Origin of the sequence: Alcanivorax sp. DG881 (assembly GCF_000155615.1) — a bacterium.
Taxonomy (GTDB): domain Bacteria; phylum Pseudomonadota; class Gammaproteobacteria; order Pseudomonadales; family Alcanivoracaceae; genus Alcanivorax.
Map to the genome: position 1 here is coordinate 2,410,659 of NZ_DS989915.1, position 22,223 is coordinate 2,432,881.

Annotated in this window: 15 protein-coding genes; 7 read left to right on the plus strand and 8 right to left on the minus strand. The window is 56.7% G+C overall.

Features of this window, described 5'->3' with window-relative positions; translation table 11 throughout:
- Nucleotides 1–65: 65 nt before the first annotated feature.
- From ADG881_RS10930 to pilG, 7 genes are all read right to left on the minus strand, one after another.
- Nucleotides 66–1,085, minus strand: coding sequence for a chemotaxis protein CheB (locus ADG881_RS10930; RefSeq protein WP_007149138.1), 1,020 nt, complete (start codon nucleotides 1,083–1,085; stop codon nucleotides 66–68).
- A complete protein-coding gene (locus ADG881_RS10935; protein ID WP_007150949.1) occupies nucleotides 1,082–8,311 on the minus strand; it encodes an Hpt domain-containing protein in 7,230 nt (2,409 codons plus the stop codon). Before ADG881_RS10935 ends, ADG881_RS10930 begins: the two co-directional genes overlap by 4 nt.
- A gap of 178 nt (nucleotides 8,312–8,489) precedes the next feature.
- Nucleotides 8,490–9,368 (minus strand): protein-glutamate O-methyltransferase CheR, encoded by an 879-nt coding sequence (locus ADG881_RS10940; RefSeq protein ID WP_007151257.1) that lies wholly within the window; start codon nucleotides 9,366–9,368, stop codon nucleotides 8,490–8,492.
- A gap of 31 nt (nucleotides 9,369–9,399) precedes the next feature.
- Complete coding sequence (locus ADG881_RS10945; protein ID WP_007151052.1) at nucleotides 9,400–11,424, minus strand: methyl-accepting chemotaxis protein; 2,025 nt, start codon at nucleotides 11,422–11,424, stop codon at nucleotides 9,400–9,402.
- Nucleotides 11,425–11,482: 58 nt separating this feature from the next.
- On the minus strand, nucleotides 11,483–12,031 hold the full coding sequence (locus ADG881_RS10950) for a chemotaxis protein CheW (RefSeq protein ID WP_007150053.1): 549 nt from the start codon (nucleotides 12,029–12,031) through the stop codon (nucleotides 11,483–11,485).
- A gap of 11 nt (nucleotides 12,032–12,042) precedes the next feature.
- The gene (pilH, locus tag ADG881_RS10955; protein WP_007151610.1) at nucleotides 12,043–12,411 is read right to left on the minus strand and encodes a twitching motility response regulator PilH; all 369 of its coding nucleotides are present in this window, start codon (nucleotides 12,409–12,411) and stop codon (nucleotides 12,043–12,045) included.
- 32 nt (nucleotides 12,412–12,443) lie between these two features.
- On the minus strand, nucleotides 12,444–12,827 hold the full coding sequence (pilG, locus tag ADG881_RS10960) for a twitching motility response regulator PilG (protein ID WP_007148837.1): 384 nt from the start codon (nucleotides 12,825–12,827) through the stop codon (nucleotides 12,444–12,446).
- 319 nt (nucleotides 12,828–13,146) lie between these two features.
- Here pilG and gshB point away from each other — a divergent pair, with 319 nt between their 5' ends.
- The 3 genes from gshB to ADG881_RS10975 all read left to right on the plus strand — a co-directional run bounded on the left by gshB (nucleotide 13,147) and on the right by ADG881_RS10975 (nucleotide 16,162).
- Nucleotides 13,147–14,100 (plus strand): glutathione synthase, encoded by a 954-nt coding sequence (gene gshB, locus ADG881_RS10965; protein WP_007148391.1) that lies wholly within the window; start codon nucleotides 13,147–13,149, stop codon nucleotides 14,098–14,100.
- A gap of 117 nt (nucleotides 14,101–14,217) precedes the next feature.
- Nucleotides 14,218–15,096, plus strand: a complete 879-nt coding sequence (locus tag ADG881_RS10970) for an energy transducer TonB (protein ID WP_007149240.1) — start codon at nucleotides 14,218–14,220, stop codon at nucleotides 15,094–15,096.
- 484 nt (nucleotides 15,097–15,580) lie between these two features.
- Nucleotides 15,581–16,162: a TetR/AcrR family transcriptional regulator gene (locus ADG881_RS10975; protein ID WP_007149228.1), complete on the plus strand. Its 582-nt coding sequence runs from the start codon at nucleotides 15,581–15,583 to the stop codon at nucleotides 16,160–16,162.
- Nucleotides 16,163–16,474: 312 nt separating this feature from the next.
- On the opposite strand, the gene ADG881_RS10980 is transcribed toward ADG881_RS10975, so the two are convergent.
- On the minus strand, nucleotides 16,475–17,233 hold the full coding sequence (locus ADG881_RS10980) for an SDR family oxidoreductase (RefSeq protein ID WP_007151260.1): 759 nt from the start codon (nucleotides 17,231–17,233) through the stop codon (nucleotides 16,475–16,477).
- Nucleotides 17,234–17,718: 485 nt separating this feature from the next.
- On the opposite strand from ADG881_RS10980, the gene ADG881_RS10985 reads away from it, so the two are divergent.
- Genes ADG881_RS10985 through ADG881_RS11000 form a run of 4 tightly spaced genes read left to right on the plus strand, consistent with a single transcriptional unit; the run spans nucleotide 17,719 to nucleotide 22,215 of the window.
- A complete protein-coding gene (locus ADG881_RS10985; RefSeq protein WP_007150976.1) occupies nucleotides 17,719–18,966 on the plus strand; it encodes an FAD-dependent monooxygenase in 1,248 nt (415 codons plus the stop codon).
- A gap of 36 nt (nucleotides 18,967–19,002) precedes the next feature.
- Nucleotides 19,003–19,653 (plus strand): chorismate pyruvate-lyase family protein, encoded by a 651-nt coding sequence (locus tag ADG881_RS10990; RefSeq protein ID WP_007151601.1) that lies wholly within the window; start codon nucleotides 19,003–19,005, stop codon nucleotides 19,651–19,653.
- A gap of 52 nt (nucleotides 19,654–19,705) precedes the next feature.
- Nucleotides 19,706–21,259 (plus strand): NAD(P)/FAD-dependent oxidoreductase, encoded by a 1,554-nt coding sequence (locus ADG881_RS10995; protein WP_198005005.1) that lies wholly within the window; start codon nucleotides 19,706–19,708, stop codon nucleotides 21,257–21,259.
- On the plus strand, nucleotides 21,259–22,215 hold the full coding sequence (locus tag ADG881_RS11000) for a sulfite exporter TauE/SafE family protein (protein ID WP_007150481.1): 957 nt from the start codon (nucleotides 21,259–21,261) through the stop codon (nucleotides 22,213–22,215). The genes ADG881_RS10995 and ADG881_RS11000 overlap by 1 nt, the downstream gene beginning before the upstream one ends.
- Nucleotides 22,216–22,223 lie beyond the last annotated feature (8 nt).

Genomic DNA, 22,223 nt, shown 5'->3' on the forward strand with positions numbered 1-22,223 from the left:
GGGCCGGCTGGTGGCCAAGCGCGTGTTGTACTGTTGGTGCTACCGTTCTGTGGTTAAGGGTGCTGTTATTGCGGCAGCGGCGCCTGCGTCAGCTCCCTTCTTACCCGTTCCACCAGCTGCAGTGCAAGCTGTTCGGGGGAACCGCTGAAGCTGACGCAGCCGGTCTCGCGCACGGAATCCGGCTGGCTGCTGACCGCGCAGGTGTCTGCGCTTTGCGCCCACACCGGGCAACCAGTGGCTGCAAGGCGCGGCGCGGCGATGGCGCCGTCGTTGCCCATGCCCGAGAACAGAATGGCGCCGCAGGCGTTGCCAAAGCCGTCCCCCACATGCTGGATAACCTGGTCGATGGAGGGGGCATAGGGGCCTTCCCAGGTCTCGCCAGTGGACTGGATGCGGCCGTCATGGCGGAAGCGCACGGCGTACTCTACCGGCACAATGGCCAGTTCGCCGTGTCGCAAGGCTTCACCATCGACACCGATTTTGCACTGGATCGGGTTATCCCGGCCCAGCACCCCGCACAGGGTATCCAGGAAACTGCCGTCAATGTGCTGGGCCAGCACAAACGCCACGGGTAAATTGGCGGGCAGGCAGTCGAGAAACAGTTTTACCGCGGCCGGCCCGCCCAGGCTGGCGCCCAGTACCCACACCTGGCGGGGGCGATCGCCGGGGCGGATGGCCTGGAACTCCCGTGGCTGGGGAATGCGGATCCGGGGTGGTGGTGCGGGGATCACGTCCAGCCGCTCTTCCGCCGCCGGCTTACCGATAAAACTCACCAGCTTGGTGACCAGGCGCCGCTCCCATTTGGGGTAGCGCACATCGGTGCGCGCCGGGGCCTGGCCGTCACAAAACAGAATCGGTACCTCGGCGCGCTCCAGCAGGTCGTCGAGGAAGTGCTGCCAGCGATCTTCGCTGGACAGATCCACCACCCACAGGTCCAGCGCGTCTGCGGCCAGCCAGCGGTCCTCCAGGGCTTCCGGTTCGGTGCTGACCAGTACCTGATAGCCCTGGCCCTTCACCGCACTGGACAGCAGGTGCCCCTGCAATGTGCTGTCGGCAATCACGCCGACGCGGCCGGGCGCGGTCATCCGTTATCCGTTTCCTGCAGTTCGCCCAGCAGTTCGCGAATGGTGGACAGCAATTCGTTCTCCTGGAACGGTTTGCCCATGTAACAGTTCACGCCAATATCGAAGGCCCGCTCGCGGTGTTTCTCACCGGTTCGGGAGGTGATCATGATGATCGGCACATCCTGCAGGCGACTGTCATGGCGTACGTGGGTGGCCACTTCAAAACCGTCCATGCGGGGCATTTCGATATCCAGCAGCATCACATCCGGGCGAATATCTTCCAGCTTGGCGATGGCGTCGATGCCATCTTTGGCGGTGACCACTTCGTAGCCATTACGCTCCAGCAGGCGGGTGGTGACCTTGCGCACGGTAACCGAGTCATCGGTGACCATGACCAACGGCGTGTCACGCTGCGGCTGGAGCTCTTCTTCCGGTTCCTGGGGCAGTGTCGGTACGGTCTCGCCGGCTGCCAGGGCGGTGGTCTGCACGTGAGCGGCACGGATCAGGGAATGGATATCCAGAATGATCACCACCGAGCCATCCCCGAGGATGGTGGCGCCGCTGATGCCAGCCACGGTGGCGAGCTGCGGGCCCACCGCTTTCACCACCACTTCCCGGGAACCCACCAGGTCGTCCACGACGATGGCGACGGTGTGCTCGGTGCTGCGAATCAGCAGTACCGGCATGGGGGTGGTCTGGTTCTCCAGGTGCGGGACCCGGTTGCCGTGGACAAAGTGGCCCAGGTACTGCAGTTCGTAATCCTGGCCCACATAGGTGTAAACCGGGTTCTCTTCTTCGAAATAGTGCTGCAGTTCGAACGGGCTGATCCGCACGATACCTTCGATCTGGTTCAACGGAATCGCGTAGGAGTCTTCCGCCGCTTTCACCATCAGGGCGCGGTTCATGGCCAGGGTAAATGGCAGGCGGATGATAAAGCGGGTGCCCTGCCCTTTACGGGAGTCGATGGTGACCGAGCCGCCCATCTGCTTGATTTCACTGGCGACCACGTCCATGCCCACGCCGCGCCCGGAAATCTGGGTCACGGCGGCGGCGGTGGAGAAGCCGGCGTGGAAGATGAACTGCTGAATTTCCTGCTCGGAAAGTTGCGCGTCGGCGGCGATCAGGCCTCGCTCGATGGCTTTTTGGCGCACCGCATCGGTATCGATGCCCTTGCCGTCGTCGGACAGGGTGATTACCACCTCGCCCCCTTCACGACCCAGCTCCAGGTTGATGCGGCCGGTGCCGTCCTTGCCGGCAGACTGGCGGCCTTCGCTGGTTTCGATACCGTGGTCCACGGCATTACGCAGCATATGTTCCAGCGGGGCGACCACACGTTCCATCAGGGAACGGTCCAGTTCGCCTTCCGGGTTGAGTACATCGAAGTCCACGCGCTTGTCCACTTCGCCGGAGATCTGCCGGACGATACGGCGCAGACGCGGCACCAGGCGGCTGAAGGGCACCATGCGGGTGCGCATCAGTTTTTCCTGCAGCTCGGTGTTGATCCGTGCCTGCTGCAGCAGCAGGGTTTCGGTGTCCTTGTTGCGGTCCAGCAGGGTGTTCTTCAAATCCAGCAAGTCAGAGGCGGACTCGGACAGCTGCTTGGTGATCTGGTGCAGCTCGGAGTACTGGTCCATTTCCAGCGGATCGAAGTCCTCGTCGTATTCGCCGAGATCCACGCCCTTCTGGTAGTTGGACATGATCTGCGCTTCGGTTTCCGAATCCAGCCGGCGTAGCTGTTCGTAAAGGCGCTGTACCGTGTTGCCCATTTCTTCCACGTTGAAGGCGAACTCGGTGATGCCCTGCTCGACCCGGCCACGGTTGATGGAGGTCTCCCCCGCCAGGTTGACCAGGGCCTCCAGCACATCTGCGCCAACCCGTACCATTTCCTGCGGTTGCGCCTGATTCTGGCGCTGGCGCCGGTCGTCTTTCTGCGGTTGCTGTGGCGCGGGCTGTTTGTCGGTGGCTGCCGGCAAGGTGTTGGCCGGTGCCGCGGCATCTGGGGTCTCGGCGACCGGTGCGTTGGTTTGTGCGGCCGCCGCGACGGACTCCATGCCCCGATTGATCTGGTCGTGCCAATCCAGCATGGGCTGGAAGTCGCTCTGGGCGGGCGTCTGGCGACGGCTTTCCAGTTCCAGCAAATAGGTTTCGAAATCGTGGCTGATGTCGCCCAGCTGTTTGAGGCCGGCCAGTCGTGCGCCCCCTTTCAGGGTGTGCAGCGCCCGTTTCAGATCGTCGATAAAGTCGGCGCTTTCCGGGTGATCTTTCCAGGAGGTCAGGCAGGCATCGATGATGTCCGACAGCTCTTCGGATTCTTCCAGGAAAATTTCCAGGATTTCCGGGTCGCTGTCTGCCTGCCAGGCGTCATCGGCGGCGGTGTTGGCCGGCGCGGGTGCCTCGCTGGCTGCTGTTGCTGGCGGCGGGCTGGCCGGTTGTGCCGCCGGGCTGGCCGCCATGGTGGGCAGGGTAAAGCCCGCCGGGTCGGCTGCGTAGCCATGGATGGCGGAGATCAGCACCTCGCCACTGGGCAACGGCCGGTTGGCTTTCAGGGCTTCCACCATTTCCGCCAGCTGGTCGTGGCAGCGGTGGAGCAGGTCAAACAAGGTGGGTTCGATGGCCAGCTGACTTTGCGCCAGGCCCTCATAAAGGGTTTCCAGCTCGTGGCCCAGGTCGCCCAGCTCCGGCACTTCCGCCATGCGTGCGCCACCCTTGAGGGTGTGCAGATCCCGTTGCAGGGATTGCAGCTCAATCAGGTTGTCTTGCTGGCTGATCCACAGTTCCAGGCTATTGCCGGCGGATTCGAGAATTTCGTCCGCTTCTTCCAGGAAGATTTCTACCAGTTCCGGGTCGCGCTCCGGTTGAGGGGGCGCCTCGGTGGGCTCGGGCGCGTCCTCAACCGCAACGGGCGCGGGGGCGTCAGTAGCGTTGGCGGCGGGCATCACCGGGCTATCGGCAGATTCACTCTCCCCGGTATTCGAGAACGGTGAAGTGCTGTCGTCGTCCGGGGCCGAGGGGGTAACTGCCCCCGGGGCCTCGCCACGGATGAAGGCCTGAATGGCCGCCACCAGGGCCGGCGCATCCGCCGGGGCGATATTGGCCTGCAGGTTTTCGATCATCACCGCCAGGCTGTCATGGCACTGATGCAGCAGCTGGAACAGGGCAGCATCAGACTCCAGCTGGCCGGCGTTGTAGCCTTCGTACAGGTTTTCCAGTTCGTGGGCCAGGTCGCCGACCGGGGCAACACCGGCCATGCGGGCTCCGCCCTTGAGCGTGTGCAGGTCTCGCTGCAGGCTGCTCACGTTACTGCTGTCGCCGGCTTCCCACTGGTCGAGAATGTGGCTGGCAGATTCGAGAATTTCCTCGGCTTCTTCCAGGAACAGTTCCACCAGCTCCGGGTCCAGGTGCGCTTCGTAGCGGCTGCTGTCCGGGGTCTCTGCGGAGAGCTCGCTAACCGGGGCTGAGTTGTTTTGCAGGGTGTTGCTGCTGTCGTCGTTATGGTCATCGACAGGCAGGCCGCCGTCCGGGCCGCCATCGGGTCCGTCGCCTTCGGCCAGCTCGCGCAGGGCATCCACCAGTCCCAGCTCCGGGCGGACGGTCTGGCCGGCGGCCAGGCAGTCCATCATGTTCATCAGCGCGTCCTGGCCTTCGCCCGCCAGGGCGAACAAGCGCTCGCTGTAGGCCAGGCGGCCGCCTTCCACCGCGCTGTAGCAGCCCGCCAGAGCCGCGGCCAGATCGTGAATCTCGTTGAGGCCGGCGGTGGTGGCGCTGTTGGACAGCAGTTCCAGTTCGTCGCGCAGCCGCACCAGTTCATCGGTGTGCTCGGGGTGCTGTGCCCACTGGCTGAGCAGCTGCTCAGCATCCACGATCAGGTCCATGCCTTCGGACAGGAACACGGACAGAATATGCGGATCCGGGCCGGGGCTGTCGCAGCCCTGCAGTTGATCGCGTTGCTGATTCAGCGACTGGATCAGGGCGTCGGCGCCGGGCAGATGGGCCGGCGGGGTCGGGTCCAGTTGATCCAGGCTGGTGAGAATCAGATCGTGGCTCTGGGCCAGCAGGTCAACCTGTTGCTGGTTGGCGCGGCGGTTGCTGCTGATCAGGTCCCGGGCCAGCTTTTCGGCTGGCTCGGCCACTTCGGCCACGGCTTCGATTTCTGCCATGCGCGCGCTGCCCTTGAGGGTGTGCAGGGCGCGATGCACGCTGTCATCCACCGGGTGCTCGGACAGGTCGGTGTCATTGCCGGCCAGCCATTGGGCGATCAATGCCAGGTTGCGGCGGGCTTCGCTGGAAAAGATTTCCAGCAGGACGGTGTCCGGGCCTTCGTCGCTATTATTGCCATCCCCGGGCGCATCATCTCCGGGCGCGCCGTCGCTCATGTCCGGAATGTCGGACAGGCTCTCGGCAGCCGCAGCACTGCTGTGGGCGGGGGCCTGGGCGTCGTAGTCCGGTTCCTGCTCTGGCAGGTCCAGAGTGAGGCTTTCGTCGATCTCGGTAAGGTCGTTGTCCACCGGCAGCACGTGGATGTCATCGCTGCTGTCGTCAGTGTCCCAGGGGGTGAGGGTATCTTCACTGGCGGCGGCATCAAAGGCGGCCAGATCCTCGGCGGACAGGGTATGCTCGCTGGATGGGGCGTCGGCGTTTTCAGCGGACGGCAGCTCGGTGAGTTCCAGGGTGCTGTCGGGCTCGCTGTGCGCATCGGCTTCCAGGACGAGGGTGTCCGGGGCGTCCGGGCTGACATCAGCGATAGTGTCTGTGGCGGTGTCGTCGATGGCGTCGGTGGTGCTGTCGTCGGCAACGATCACGGGCACCTGATCGATCTGGCCACCGGCGGCCAGGGTGTCGGCGGCATCGGCCAGCGGCTGCACGTCAAACGGGTCCGGTTGGCGCAGGGTAAAGGCATTGACCAGGGCGGGTACGCGATTGCGAACTTCCTGGACCAGGGCGATCAACACGGCAGTGGGCACAATGGTGCGGTCGATAACCCGGTTCAGCATGTTTTCTACGGACCAGCCCAGTTCCCCCACGGTGCTGGCACCGACCATGCGGCCGGACCCTTTCAGGGTGTGGAAGGCGCGACGGAATTCCACCAGGGATTCTTCATCGCTGGTGTTGGCGGCCCAGCGCGGGAAATATTCATCCAGGGCGTCCAGTACTTCGCCCACTTCTTCCTGGAAGATCTCGATGATTTCGTCATCGATCAGGTCGTCGTCATCGTGGTTATGGGTGTCGGCGTCTGATGCTTCCGGTGCGTGCGTTTCGGGCTCTGCCGGGGCGGTGATTTCCAGGGTGGGATCGAGCAGTTCGTCATCGTCGCTGCTGTCGAAATCCGGGGCCTCGTCGTCGCTTTCCAGCGGTTGTAGTTCCAGCGTGGGGTCCTGGTCCTGCGCGGTGGTGTCGGTTTCGTCGTCGAGCTGCTCGTTGGCAGAGAACCCGGACCAGGCATCCACGTCGTGCTCCGCCACGGCACTGTCGGCAGAGTCGTGGCTCTCTGCCGGGCTGTCCAGTCCCGTTTGTTCCAGCTCAATGCGTTCTACATCGATATCGTTGTCGGCAAAGTCCTGCTCTTCTTCCAGCGGATAGCCGAGCGCTTCCACACTGGCGCGGGCCAGCTGCAGGATATCGTCGGTGGTGGCCGGGTCGTCGCTGAGGCGCTCCAGGTAGTATTCCACCGAGGTGATGGCGTCAGCGAGGGTGTCCATGCTGCGCCAGTCCGGCTTGGGCTGGTCCGCTTGCAGCAGCTTTTCTTCGATGAACTGCACACATTGGCGCAAAATCAGGGCCGGTTTGCCCAGCTGGATCACGTCCAGGCCACCGCGCACGGCGTTCAGGCGTTCGGGGACCACTTGTAGCGGATCGGTATTCCACTGTGACGCAATGAATTCCACGATGCCGTCTTTGGCTTCTTCCAGCCCGGCCCGGCATTCGCGCAGCACGGCGTCCATGGCCTGACCCACATGGCTGGGCATGTCGTCGCCCTGGCCGTTGTAGCTGGCACTGCGGCGGTCGCCACTGATGCCGGCCAGGGTGGCTTCCACGTAGAGCAGGGCCCCGGCGATGTCCATCAGGCTTTCGCGCTCGGCGGGCGCCTTGCCGGCGACGATATCCTCCATGGCGTGCAGTTGCTCTTCCACCAGCGTGCGAGGCTGGCCCAGGCCGAGTACGGCCACGGTGTCGGCCACCTGCTTCAGGGTGAGCGTGAGTGGCTGCAGCTTGCTGGTATCGGTGTCGCCGCTGTGCACGAAGCTTTCCAGCGCGTCTTTTACTGTGGTGAGCTCTTCGGAAAGCGCCTGCACCACGGAGTTCATGGCCTGGGCGTCCGGGCCGGTCATCCGTTGGCGTTCTTCATTGACCAGATCATCGGACGGCAGCGCTTCATCCAGCCGGAAACGGGCTTTTACATCGCGGATGCGCGGGCTGTCCACGTCGGCCTTGGCCACGTAGTAGAGCAGGTTCTTGATCAGTTCGGTGGGGGCTGGCCGGTTCAGGCTGGCAGCCCCTTCTACCGCTAGCTCGCGCAGGTTGCGGTCCACGTGACCAAGCATCAGTTTGACGGAGGTGCCGAGAATAATGGCGTCTTCTGAGAGGCCTTCCACCAGCGCATTGCTGATCGACCACAGCGGTGCACGTGGTGCGTCGCCGGTGACCTGTTCCAGTTTGGTGAAGACCTTGGCCATGTAGCCCAGGTTTTCGCCCATGTTGTCGTTGCGCAGTACGCCAAGCAGGGCAATCTGGAACATCTGGCGGATTTTTTTCGCCAGCAGGATAAAGCGTGGATCGTTGAGCAGGTCGTCGGGAATCTGGCCCTGGCCGGTTGCTTCGCTGAGATCCGGTTTGAACAGGGAGGTTTCCGACAACAGGGATTCGCCGCGGGCGGCGCGCAGGTCATTGAGCAGTGGCAGCAGCACCACCGGCAGATCACGGCGGTTGCTGGCGACCCGGTCCAGGTACGGCGGCAGCTGCAGGATCGCCCGCATCAGGGTTTCCTGGCTGTCAGTCACATTGCCTACATTGCCGTCGAGCAGTGCCTGCGCCAGTTTTTCCATTTCTTCGGCGAGCAGTGCCGCACCGTAGAACTCCACCATCTGCAAGGTGCCGTACACCTGATGCAGGTGGGTCTGGCAGAAACGCATGCGAGTGGCGTCGTCCGGGTTGTCCACGAACGATTCCAGTGCCTGTTGCGCCTGGTTCAGGGTTTCCTGGATTTCCCCGCGAACCCAGTCCAGAGCCAGATAGTCGTGACGGTCACTCATGACGTCTCCTGTCATACATAAACCCGCCTTCTTTGGTGGGCAGGTTTTTATAATGCGCAACACGTAACATGCAGCAGGCCCCGAGCCGGTGGTTGCTGATGGGTGCTACCCCAAGCCTTTTCTTTTTTCGCGTGCCGCATGTTGCGTGCCGCGTGTTGCGTTATGTCTTTCTGCGTTTCTATCGACAGCGCCGGAATGCCAGCGTATCGGCAAAGTGAATCCGTTCCAGATCCGGATGTTGCCAATCAGTCACTTCCCCGGGCCCGAGTATCAGGATGCCTCCTGGTGCGAGCCGTTCCGCCAGCCGGTTCACGATCTGGCGTTTCCGCCAGCGGCGGAAGTAAATCAGCATGTTCTGACAAAAAATCAGATCCATGTTGTTCATTGGTGCGGTGCTGAGATCCAGCACGTTAAGCCGCGCGAAGCAGATGCGTTCGCGTAGTGCCCCGGTGATGGTCACGGTTTGCCCGTTTCCGGTGGGCTCGAAATACTTGTCCCGCAACAGCGGATCGACCTGCAATACCCGGCGTGCGGCATATTCGCCTTTGCGGGCCTTGGCCAGGGTGGGCAGGCTGATGTCGGTGGCGGTGATGCCGTAGAACCGTTTCTGCTCGCTGGCGGAAAACTGCTCGTTGATCATCATGGCGAGGGAATAGGCTTCCTCACCGGTGGAGCACCCCACGCTCCACACGTCCAGGCTGGCGCTCGCCGGCTGTTCGGCCATGAAGCGCTGAGTAAATTCTTCCACCAGCGCGTAGGAACCGGGATGCCGGAAGAAACTGGTTTCCTGGACGGTCAGACGGTCCACCAGCACGGACCATTCCATGGCCCGTGACTGGGTGGAACCCACCATCAGGTGTTCGTAATAGGTGTCGTAGTCCTCGATGCCCAGCTCGCGCATGCGAATGTTCAAGCTGGTTTCGAGGAAGGTCTTGCGCTCGTTGGACAGCGACATGCCGGTGCGGTCTTCCAGCAGCGCCTGCCATAGCTGGAACTGCTCCGCATCCATGGCGGGCGTGCTTTTGATCGACCAGCGATCTGTCACTGCAGCACCCATGGCATGTCTCCCGAGACCGGCTCAGGCCGGATCAGGAGTGCTCCGGCAGGCGGAAGCCGGCAACGGAGTTACGCATTTCCTGGGCCATCTCGGCCAGGTTACCAATGGACCGTGCTGTTGCGGTGGTACCGGCAGAGGTCTGCGAGGTAATTTCCTGGATCACGTTCATGGTGTTGGAAATGTGGCCCGCGGAGGCCGCCTGCTGGCGTGCCGCGTTGGAAATGTTCTGGATCAGGTCCGCCAGGGTCTTGGATACGTTCTCGATTTCTTCCAGTGCCACACCCGCATCCTGTGCCAGGCGTGCCCCTTTCACTACCTCGGCAGTGGTGGCTTCCATGGAGATAACCGCTTCGTTGGTATCGGTCTGAATCGTTTTAACCAGGGTTTCAATCTGCTTGGTTGCCGCAGCAGAACGTTCCGCGAGGCGTTGTACCTCATCCGCAACCACCGCGAAGCCCCGGCCGGCTTCGCCGGCCATGGACGCCTGAATGGCGGCGTTCAATGCGAGGATGTTGGTCTGGTCGGCGATGTCGTTAATCAGGGATACGATGTCACCAATTTCCTGGGAGGATTCACCCAGACGCTTGATCCGTTTGGAGGTTTCCTGGATCTGTTCGCGGATGGTGTCCATGCCGTGGATGGTGGCCTGTACCACTTCGGCGCCCTTGTTGGCGATGGCTACCGCCCGTTCCGCTACCGCTGCCGATTCGGCGGCGTTGGCGGATACCTGGTCAATGGACACCGCCATTTCGTTTACAGCGGCGGAGGCGCCGGCAATTTCCTGGGCCTGGTGCTCGGACGCTTCGGCCAGATGCATCGCCGTGGACTGGGTCTCCTGGGCCGCCGAGGCCACCTGTACCGCTGAGTTGTTGATCGTCTGTACCAGGCTGCGCAGCTGGTCAATGGAGTAGTTGATGGAGTCAGCGATGGCACCGGTGAAGTCCTCGGTTACCGTTGCCTGTACCGTCAGGTCACCGTCAGCCAGGTCGCCCAGTTCATCAAGCAGACGCAGAATCGCCGCCTGGTTACGCTGGTTCTCACTTTCCAGTTCGTCTTTCAGCTTCGCCGCCTGGCGGTTCCGCTGGGCCATGATGATAAAGAAGAACAACACGGCCAGACCGGCGCAAACGCCACCCAGCCATACCGACGGGAACAGCCCGCTGGTGCTGTCTTCGAACTGGTTGTTCAGGTTGGTGGATTCCTGCAGCAGGTCCTGGGAGCGACGGAAGATGGTGTCGGCCGCGTTACGTACCTGGAACAGCTCGGGGGCGGTTTCCAGAATCTCATCCACGGACTGGTTTACGAATTCGTCGAACAGGTCAGCAATTTCGGCCAGGTAGTCCAGGGCATCGGGGTCATTCACCTGGTCAATACCCATGGCGGCGTCGCCTTCGATCATGCCGTTCATGACACGACCGAACAGGCTGGCATCACGGCCGAAGGAGTCTGCCGCGATCACCGCGCCGTCGCCGCCTTCCAGTACCTTGGCGATGGACCGTACGATGCGCTCAGCCAGCCAGGATTGGCGCTGCGCAAAGGCGATCTGTTCCGGTTCCGCATCGGTGGCCACCAGAATTTCCACGACGCCTTCGTATTCAGCCTGCAGGGAAGGAATGGTCTGGGCCAGAGTGTCTGCCACTTCGTGCAGATCCAGTACCGTGTCTTCCCCTTTCAGGATCACGCCGGCGTTGGCGTTCACTTCATCCCACAGGGTTTGCAGGCGCGCCATGGCTTGCGGGTCGCTGACCGGCTCGTCCTTGACGTTGTCCCAGGCGGACTGGAAGCTTTTCTGGGATTTATCCAGCAGTTCGAAGGCGTCGGCGTTACCGGCGGCCGCTTCCAGGGCGTTTTTGGCGATCTGCTGGGAAATTACCCGCATTTCGGAGGCGCGGGTAATGTTTTCCTGCGCCCGGTTTGCCGTGGTGGCGGACAGCAGGAAGTTGGCCAGTGCCAGTACGATAAAAATGGCAAGGCCCACATAAAGGGCAATATTCAGCGTGCCGCCGCCTGAGCCCCCCCGCAGTTTTTCGAACAATGCTCCCGAATTGAACTTCATAGTCTGGCTCCTGGCCTGGCGTTCACTCTTCTTATATTCCCCGAGTTGTTCTATGCGGTTAGCCGGTACGGGCTACCTGCATAAAACGCGGGTCCTCTGCCAGCCGGGTGAGGCTGAACACGGACCAATACTCCCCTTCCCGTCGGTAGGCTCCGCGCACAAAGTTCGTGACGCTGGTGTCGCTGACCGGCAGTGATTCCACAAATTCATCAATGGGAAAATGTTGCATCCCCAGTACCTCGTCCACGGCCATGCCGGTGTAGAGGTCGTCCTGGTCCAGCACCAGCAGCCGGCGGCGCTTTTCCTGAACCGGTGAACTCTTTTCCAGAAAGCCGCTGAGATCCATGACGGTCATCAGGCGGCCCCGGACGTTGGCTACCCCTTTCATCCAGCTGCGTGCGCCGGGAATGCGGGTGTAAGCCGGCACCGAGAGGATTTCGGAAACCTCATCCAGCGGTGCCACGTATTTCTTGCCGTCGAGCACAAACCCCACGCCACTCCAGTAGCTGACCGCATCCTGCTGCATGGGCAGATCTTTGGCCTGCTCCCGGCAGCGCTGATTGTATTCAGCGAGTTTAATGTAGGCGGCGGAGGCGTTGCTGCTCATGGGTGGCTCCTTCAGGCGTCGGCCAGCATGCGGTCGACGGTTTGCAGGAGCACGTCTTCGTCCACCGGCTTGGTCAGGTAATCCCGGGCGCCCTGGCGTTTGCCCCAGACGCGGTCGGTTTCCTGATCCTTGGTGGTAACGATAACGATCGGAATATGGGCGGTGTCCGCCCCTTTGGTGAGCTGGCGGGTGGCCTGGAAGCCATTCAGGCCAGGCATTACCACATCCATCAGAACCAGCTCGGGAAGCTCGGAACGGGCCGTGGCAACGCCATCGGCTCCATTGGCGGCCTCGATTACCTCGTGGCCATGTTTTTCCAGAATCTCGCGCAACTTGTATGTCTCGGTGGGCGAGTCATCCACAATCAGAATACGTGCCATCTTACCCTCTTCAGGTTCAGCGGCGATGCCGCTTAACCGTTGATATGCTGACGAATCGCACCCAGTAGCTCGTCCTTGGAGAACGGCTTGGTCAGGTACTCATCGGAACCGACAATGCGCCCCTTGGCCTTGTCAAACAGGCCATCCTTGGACGACAGCATGATCACCGGGGTTGCCTTGAAAGCGCTGTTATTCTTGATCAGCGCGCAGGTCTGATAGCCATCGAGACGCGGCATCATGATATCGACGAAAATGATATTGGGCTTGCTGTCGGCGATTTTGGCCAAGGCATCGAAGCCATCGGTGGCCGTGATTACTTCACAACCCGCTTTCTTCAACAAGGTTTCGGCGGTACGACGAATCGTCTTGGAATCGTCGATTACCATCACCTTGAGGTCTTGGAAATTGTCAGTCATGGAAACTGCCTTTAACCGTGAACCGTAATTGGCCGCAACTTATTGTAATTTTTGGCCTTTCTAGTAATTCGCTGGGCGGGGCCTGTGGCGGTGTCAGCCCAAGCGAAGTTTTTAACACAGATTCTACAATCAATCTATAAGACCCTATGAAACTTGAGAAAATGTCCCTCAGACGGGACGTTGAATAAGCTTCTCCGCGCATAGCGAACCTGCCTGTGCGCTGCTAACATTGCCCCGGTCATTGTTGGTATACGCAATGCCCGTACCAATCCCCGCGCGCAGCCGTCAGGCTGCCCGCGCCCTGTAGAACGGAGACTTCATGAGCCTGCGTGTTGGTGTGGTGATGGACCCCATCGCCAAAATCAAACCCTGGAAAGACAGCACCTTTGCCATGCTGCTGGAAGCGCAGCGGCGCGGCTGGTCCCTGCTCTACATGGAGCCCGGAGACCTTTATGTCCGCGATGGTCGCACCTTTGCCACTACCCGGGCACTGTCTGTCACCGACAATAACGACGATTGGTACCGTCTGGCCGACGCCGTGAATCACGACCTGGCCGATCTGGACATTATCCTGATGCGCCAGGACCCGCCCTTTAATGCGGAATACATCTACGCGACCTATCTGCTCGAGAAAGTGGAGCGTGAAGGGGTGCTGGTGGTGAACCGCCCGGGCAGCGTGCGCGACAGCAATGAAAAGCTGTTCGCCACCGACTTCCCGCAGTGCTGCGCGCCGACTCTGGTATCCAGCCAGTCCACACTGCTGCGCAACTTTGTACAGGAGTTTGGTGACACCGTGATGAAGCCGCTGGACGGCATGGGCGGCAGCAACATTTTCCGGGTGCGCAAGGATAGCCCGAACATCTCGGTGGTGATCGAGGTGCTCACCCAGCACGGCAAGACGCCGATCATGGCCCAGCGCTTTGTGCCGGAGATCACCGAAGGCGACAAGCGCATTTTGATGATCAACGGTGAACCGGTGCCCTATGCGCTGGCGCGCATTCCCAAGGAGGGCGAGCTGCGCGGCAATCTGGCGGCGGGTGGTACCGGCCAGGGCCGGGAGCTGAGTGATCGGGACCGCTGGATCTGCGAGCAGGTGGGGCCGACCCTGAAACGCAAGGGGCTGTATTTTGTCGGGCTGGATGTGATCGGCGATTATCTCACCGAAATCAACGTGACCAGCCCTACCTGCATCCGCGAGCTGGATGCGATTTTTGACATCAATATCGCCGGGCAGCTGTTTGATACCCTGCTGGAGTTGCGGCCGTCGTCATAGACCCGGCCGCCGCTGCGGGGCACACTGGCCGACCTTCTGTTGTGGCGGGCGCTGTCCGCCATGGCTGAATTCAATGGCTGACTGAGGCCGCTTAAAAGTAGTAGCGAAAACAATAACATGGCATCAAATCCGGCATCTGTTACCGCCTCCGACCGTCTCACCTTCACCGTTTTTCTGGCGGTGGCGTTCCATGGCATCCTGATTTTCGGGGTGAGCTTTGCGCCGGAGTTGCAGCGTGCGGCCCCGCATACCCTGGAAGTCACCCTGGCCCAGCATCGCAGCGACAGCGAGCCGGAAGAAGCGGACTTCATTGCCCAGAGTAATCAGGAAGGCTCCGGTGATCAGGCTGACAAGCAGGAGCTCACCACCACGGAACAGGCAGATTTTGCCGACAGTAAACTGGAAAACGTGCAGCTCAAGGAGAAAACCACCCGCGAGCGCCGGGAGCGGGTCAGCCAGCAACTGGTAATCACCACCGCCCGTGACAGTGAGCACAAGGTTAACGCTGACCAGAAAGAAAAGACCGAACCCAAACCCCTGAAAGTGGCCAAGCAGGAAAACCTGCAGGACCTGAGCCAGCAGATCGCCAGCCTGCAGGCGCGTCTGGACGAACAAAAGCAAGCCTATGCCAAGCGCCCGCGGGTACGGCGCCTCACCTCTGTGTCCGCCAAGGCGCACTTCGAAGCGGTCTACATCGATGGCTTTCGCCGCAAGGTGGAAGACATGGGTACCCGCAACTTCCCCGCCCGGGCCCTGAACAGCAATACCTATGGTTCTGTGCGCCTGATGGTAGCGATCCAGAAAGACGGCTCACTGCAAGAAGTGCGGCTGCTAAAGTCTTCCGGCCATAAGTTCCTTGATCAGGCCGCTATCCAGAGTGTGCGTCTGGCGGCTCCGTTCGATGCGTTTACAGCGGAAATGCGCCGGAACATGGACGTGCTGGAAATTATCCGCACCTGGAAGTTCGACAGGAACAAGCAAGTATCGTCCCGGTAGCGTGCAGGCATCATGCCTGCCCAAGCCCTTCCCTTCTCCATCCGGTCTGCGTGCCACCAATGAGTATCGCGCTGGCGGCGTCAATTTTCCTGCTTCACGATTGAAGACGGAGGGGGTTGGCGTGCCAGTTATTATGGCGTTAGTGCGGTAAGAAAGTGTTCGGCAGCTGCCCTGAACGAAACATCACAAAGGCGAATATAAATCATCAGTGGGCAGCTTCGAGTCAGAGGGATTGCCGGCGTTTTTCCAATGATAGAAGCAGACTATATGGTTGATGATGTTATACAGTTTGCCGAGAGCGAAGCAGGTATGCTGTATTAAAGGTCTGTGCAACGGGCATGTTTTAACATGCAGCGGAGAGGCGTCAGATATGCAATGTGATGCTCTCCTGGCAGCCTTGCTGGCCATCGTGCGCGTGGGAAGATGAATTATCCAGGCTTTCCTTGGCAAGATAGATACCTTAACCGTGCTTTAAGCGATACCTATGGCAAGAAAAAAGAGCTTCAATAAAGACGATGTTCTGGAGCGTGCAATGAACCTGTTCTGGAAGCAGGGGTTTCACGCCACCAGCATGCAAGATATTGTTCAGAACGTCGGGCTGAGCCGCTCTAGTCTTTATGAGTCGTTTGGTAGCAAACAGGGGCTTTTTGACCAGGCTCTGAGTAATTACTGCCGCACTAACAGGGAGGGAGTTAAGGCCCTGTTGAGTAATGAGAAAAGCGTCAAGTCAGGAATAAGAAACCTGCTTGAGTCATCTATCCACTGCACAATTAGTGATGCAGACAAGAAAGGCTGTTTTGTGGTCAATTCAACCACAGAGCTTGTACCGGGGGATGACGAAATGCTGAAGGCGCTTTCAAAAAATAGAGCGTCTTTTGAGAAAGTGTTTTTCGAATTTCTGCAGAAAGGTCAGGCGACAGGTGAAATACCGCCGAATAAAGACATAAAAACACTGTCGGGTTTGATATATACCGTTTTTTCAGGGCTCAATGTGATTGCCAAGCTGGAGAAAAGCCCGAAAAAGTTGATGGCCCAGATTGATCAAATTGTTGGCTTGCTGGATTGATGTCCGTTGCCTGAGTCGACAAATTCGCCTTGGCCTCCCGGTGGGGATAGTAAGAAAGCGAAGCCATTTTGTTGGGTTTTCCGCACGAAATTTCCAGAACCGTCTGTTCAAAGAAGCTCTGCATGACGCATGCGCCATTGCATCAATGATGCGGTCTAAATAGCGCCGATCCCCGTTTTGCTCTTTCCTCTCTCGCCAGAATACGCCACATCCCTGTTCTTTTTGATCCTTAATGTAAATGCAAGAGCTATGCATGTGGGAGTGGTCATGCATAGCGTTTTCTCAATGAGAGCTAACAGTCTGACGAATCTGCTAGCCGGCAAGAATCGGATTGATATTGGCGCCGCCGTCAATGTTGAATTCAGCGCCGGTGACAAAGGCCGCGTCGTCAGAAGCCAGATAGGAAACCAGGCTGGCTATCTCGTCGGGCTGCGCAAAGCGCTTGAGGGGAATATTCGCCTGGAGTGCCTGGGCAAAGCCGCCAAGCTCTTCCTGTGACATGCCTGTCTTTCCGAAAATCGGGGTTTCAGTCGGACCAGGATTGACAGCATTGACACGGATTTTTCTGGGTGCAAGCTCTGTGGCTGCTGTTCGAGTGTAAGCATTGAGTGCTGCTTTTGAAGCAGCATAAACAGCGGTCATGGGCATCCCGGTATAGGCATTGATCGATGACAAATTAATGATTGACGCCCCTTCATTGAGAACGGGAAGGAGCTTCTCAATGGTGAAGATGGCGCCTTTAAAGTTAATCCCCATTTGTTGGTCAAACATTTCTTCCGAAATCTGACCTATTGGTGCCGGTGCGAAGATGCCGGCATTAACAAACAGAATGTCGATCGTGCCAAACTCCCTCTTGACTTGATCGACCAGATTATCGATCTGGGACAGGTCCTGAACGTCAGCAACAGCACCGATAACAGAGAGGGACTCAGCAGCGGAAGACACCTTGTCAGCTGACCGGCCGGTGATCATTACTTGCGCGCCGAGTTCAGAAAACTTTTTGGCAGTGGCAAAGCCAATGCCGCTGTTGCCGCCCGTAATGACAGCCTTCTTTCCTTTCAGGTCATTCATCCTTTTTCCTTGGTTTGTGTATTTAATGCAGATCATTTCCTTTATTTAGGAATGATCGTTCCTGAAAGTATCATGACGTTATTTGGCAGGTCAAACAGGGCCTGTTTAGTGTGTAAACAAATACAGGGAAAGTGCGAATAGGATCCCATTAATGATCACAGAAGGTGCAAATCGTGGGCATTCAGGTAATAGTTGCGCTGGCACTCAGAATGCTTTCGGCGGTGCCTATATTCTGAATATTATTCAGATTTTTCTTTGGTACGAGTGTGCCTTTTGTTGAGAAAGAAAGGTTGTCCGGCTAGATAGAGTGCCCAGGAAAGGGCACAAAACTTCAGGTAGCACAGGGATGGTGCAAGAAAACCTACGGGTGCTCATATATTTAAATTCTCTGTTGCAAAAGAAATTTTGCTTATGTAGTTTGTTGCCCAATACTGGAATGATCGTTCTTGTTTGTTTTTGGTTGGACTCCTAAAGGAACTAGGATAATGAGAATTGGTATTGTGGGGGCCGGTGTAGGAGGGCTGACGCTGGCGTTATCTCTGATAGATAAGGGCTACAGAGACATACAGATCTACGAAGCGGCAGAAGAGATAAGCGATCTCGGTGTAGGCATTAATATTCTTCCTCATGCCATGCAGGTTATGAGCGGGCTTGGTTTACTGGCCCCGCTTGTGGCGGCCAGCGTGGAAACGGGCACCCTGAGTTATTACACCCAATGGGGGCAGTTGATCCTTTCAGATGAGAGAGGGATAAACGCAGGCTACCGTTGGCCTCAGATCTCTATTCATAGATCACAATTAATACAGATACTGCACGCGGCCGTAGTCGAGCGATTAGGTATAGATAGAATCAAGGCAGGTCACCGTTGTACGGGGTTTTCGTCCACCCCAGGGGCGCCTGCCCAGGCCTACTTTGAGAATGGCCAGGAAGAATTTGATTTACTGATTGGCTGTGATGGGATTCATTCTGCAATAAGAAAAGAGATGTATCCCAATGAAGGTGATCCCAAATGGGACGGGATTACAATGTGGCGGGCGGTGTCCTATATGCCGGCCAACACGATCTTCGAATCCATGATAATTGCCGGAAAATCCGAGCACAGAATGGTTATGTACCCCATCGAGAAGGGCGGGGATGGCCGTTATCTGGTGAACTGGGTTGCTAAATACAAGACCGCTTCAGCACAGGAAATGCCGCGCCAGGACTGGATACACCAGGCTGAAGATAGCGAGATACCAGAAGATTTCCGAAAGTTTGATTTTCTGATGGCATCTGAGCTGATCGCTAATGCCGAAGTGATATACAAATACCCTCAGGTAGATCGTGACCCCCTTCCTTCCTGGAATCTGAATAACGTCACCTTGCTTGGTGATGCCGCTCATCCAATGTACCCCTCTGGCTCCAATGGTGCGTCGCAAGCGATTCTGGATGCTGAATCGTTGTCGCAGTCACTCATGAGTGAGCCCGGTATCGGCTTGGCGCTTGATCGGTACGATCAAGAGAGAAGGCCAGCGACATCTGAAATCGTCATGAAAAACCGACGGGCAGGGCCCGAGCGATGTATTGATCTTGTTGAGCAAAGAGCTCCACTTGGTTTTGATCACATTGATGATGTCATCGCTCATGAGGAGCTGCAGTTCATTCTTAAAGATTACAAGAAAGTCGCGGGGTTTGATCGTGAAAGTCTGGACAAGGTCGAGAGAAAAGCAGCGACCTTGATGGGTGCCAAGTAAAAATAAAGAAAAGAGAAGGGATGTCAGGAGCGGACAATGGATGCCGATAAGGAAGGAAGTAAGGAAGGAAGTGGTTATAGCCACTATCGTTCAAGTCTTGAGTGTGGTGGCCAGGAAACTGCTAATGCGGACTATTACCCTGATAAGCTGTTGATCAATAAAAACATTAACAAAAACAAATTAAGCCACCTTCAGAAAATACTGTTGATGACTGATGGCACGGTGACTGAGCTTCTAGAACATCTTTCTCGCGAGCCGATTGTAATCGAGAAATTGTATCAGGCGATTATCAATAACCATGATGAGGTTCCCGCATCACATGCTCACGGCGTATACCAGAATGAAGGCCCTGTATTGATAAGAAAGATAATTCTTAAAGGGAAGCATACAGATAAAAACTATATATATGCTGAGTCAACAATACTCATTGATAGGCTTCCTGAATGTTTTCGTAATGAATTAATTGATTCGAAAACACCAATTGGAAAGCTTTGGTCAAAGCATAAGCTTGAAACATATAAAACAGACTTTTCCGCAGAAAGTGAAAATTCCAATGTTGAGATATCTGGGTACCTTTCGGTTCCAGTCGACAGTGAATTGCTGTCCCGAACATATAGTGTTTATTCCTGCGGTGAAAAATCAATGATCATAACCGAGAAGTTCTCTTCGTCTCTTTTTGTTAGTTAGTTATCGACTGCTGCCGGCTAGGCGGTTTGTGTTCATTATGGGAAGAATGAATATGGAATCTTCAGACAATATCTATGAGTGTATTGTTGTTGGTGCTGGCCCTGGTGGCATCGTTGCCACGAAAGAGTTGTTGGAGAACGGATTCGACAACGTGCTCTGCCTGGAACAGTCCGGTGGCATTGGTGGGGTCTTTGCAAAAGGGTATGACAATCTTGAATTAACGTCTTCGGCAACTTTCAGTATGTTCTCTGATTTTCTTAACAAGCCAGGAGAAGAAAACCATTTCTGGTCAAAAGAAGAGGCCGTGTCTTACTGGAAACGATATGCGGATCGATTTGATGTAACTCAAAAAATACTCTTTGACACCAAAGTGACCAAGGTAAGCCGCAAGGATGAGGGGGAATGGGTTCTGGAAACGAATTCCCAGGCGTTTCTGGCCAGGAGGATTGTTCTGGCTACCGGAAACAATAGCGCTGAAAGTTATCCTGGTTGGACTGAAAAATTAACTGATATCGATTATTCGCATTCAAAGAAATATAAAAACGCAAGTCAGTATGCCGGGAAAAGGGTCCTGGTGGTCGGGGGCGGGGAGTCAGCTTCAGATATTGCTCTTGAGGTTTCTCAGGTTGCTGATCAGTGCTGGATAAGCTTAAGGGAAAGTGCCGGCTGGGTCGTGCCTAGAAAACGTGGAAAGTATGCCACTGATATTTCAACGCACAGAGGTGTATGGGATCTTCCTCGTCACTATGGGGCTTATTTTACTCGACGTTCAATTGAAATTGAAAAATCAAAGAATGACCCTCTTTTCGATGCTGTTGCGATGCTCAATAGCCGTATTCCCGACCCAAAAGGAATATGGAGTACTTATGGAACAAAGACCATAGCGCTCGCGGAGGCGATAGCTCATTACAACTGTAAAGTTGTTGAGGAAGTCACGGAGGTTGAAGACGGCGGTAAACATCTGGTTTGTGCTGATGGAATGAGACTGGAAGATATTGATGCTGTTGTCTTTTCGACAGGCTATAAAAACATCACCAATTTCATGCCTGAAGAATACCGTCAGTGCGACCCCAGGCATCTTTACAAGCATATGATCCATAAAGATATGGGTGAGTCACTGTGTTGGATCGGCGTCGCCAGGCCTGGCTTTGGAAGCCAGTTTCCAATAATGGAGATGCAGGCGCGGTATTTTGCGCTGCTTTGTGCGGGTCGGTTGAAGCTGCCTGACGAAGCGGCTATGACGGAATCAATAAAGCAGGACTATGAGGACAACATGGCGCAGTTTGGCAAAAACGCAAAACGGATCCGGAGCCTGGTGGATTACTTCAGGTACATGGATGGCCTTGCCGACATCATCGGCTGCAAGCCACCGTTAAAGGAATATTTTAGGCGTCACCCGCTTATCTGGCTAACTATTATGTATGGCCCGACTCAGGCTACCCAGTATCGGTTAGTCGGCCCAGGAAGCAAGAAAAGGGAGGCACACAAAATAATAAAGCAGTTGCCAGTGAGCAAGTTCAACAATGTGGTAAAGATTGGCTTCAGGATGCGTTTGGCCCATGCGCTGGACTCGATTAACGGTTTTGCTCAACAGAAGCTTCTGTGATGAATATTCGAGTCGCTGACATAAGGAAAAGTGTCCTTATTATTCCCAATATTGGGAATTTGACAGTAATGCGTATCGTTTTTTATATGCTTAGCTGTGTCATTCTTTTTAGTCTTGGTGAGTCCATGCTGAGCCAACAGCCAGCAGATGAATCCTTCATGACCGGTCGTGCTTTATTGTTCTTCTTAATGGGTATTGCTGGTGCGACCATTGCCAGCTCTACAGGCGCTGGAGGTGGAATTGTCTTTCTGCCGATATTTATCAGCCAAGGGTTTTCCCCGCTCGAATCGTTGTCCACGAGCATTGCGATACAGTGTTTTGGCATGAGCTCCGGCGCCTTGGCATGGGTTCAGTATCAGAATAGTGAAAAGGTAAATTTTCCTAATCAGTGGAAAGGGTTTTATCCAGTTCTTCTGGTCGCTTTACTCTCATCTTGTGCGGGTATTCTTCTGACGCTACGTCTATTGCCCGATCCATATATAGACATAGAACTCCTTTTCTCCGTTTTTTCTTTGTTTGTCGGTTCATACATTCTGGCAAGAACACTAAAAGTTACTGTTGAATTGAAAGGAAGGGAAAGCGCGCTTTCAAGATTGGAGCTGATGGGGCTTGTTCTGGTTAGCTTTTTCGGGGGCGTGATTACAGCATGGATATCAGTGGGTGTCGGGGAGTTGCTGCTGATTTTCCTCATCATTATTGGTGTGCGTCTTAATGTGGCCGTCGCCGTGGCGGTGTGTGTAAGTGCGGTTAGCGTTCTTGCGGCAGTTCCCTACTTTATTTCTAAGCAAGCTATCAGCCTCGATGTCCTGGTTTTCGCTGCTCCAGGCGCGTTGATAGGGGGCTTTCTCGCTCGACATCTGGCGGTGTGGCTCGGAGCACACAAGCTAAAGATCGCCGCTTCCGGATGGATAATATTGAGTTCATTACCATACTTAACGTTTCACTTTATAGATTAGATCTTGAT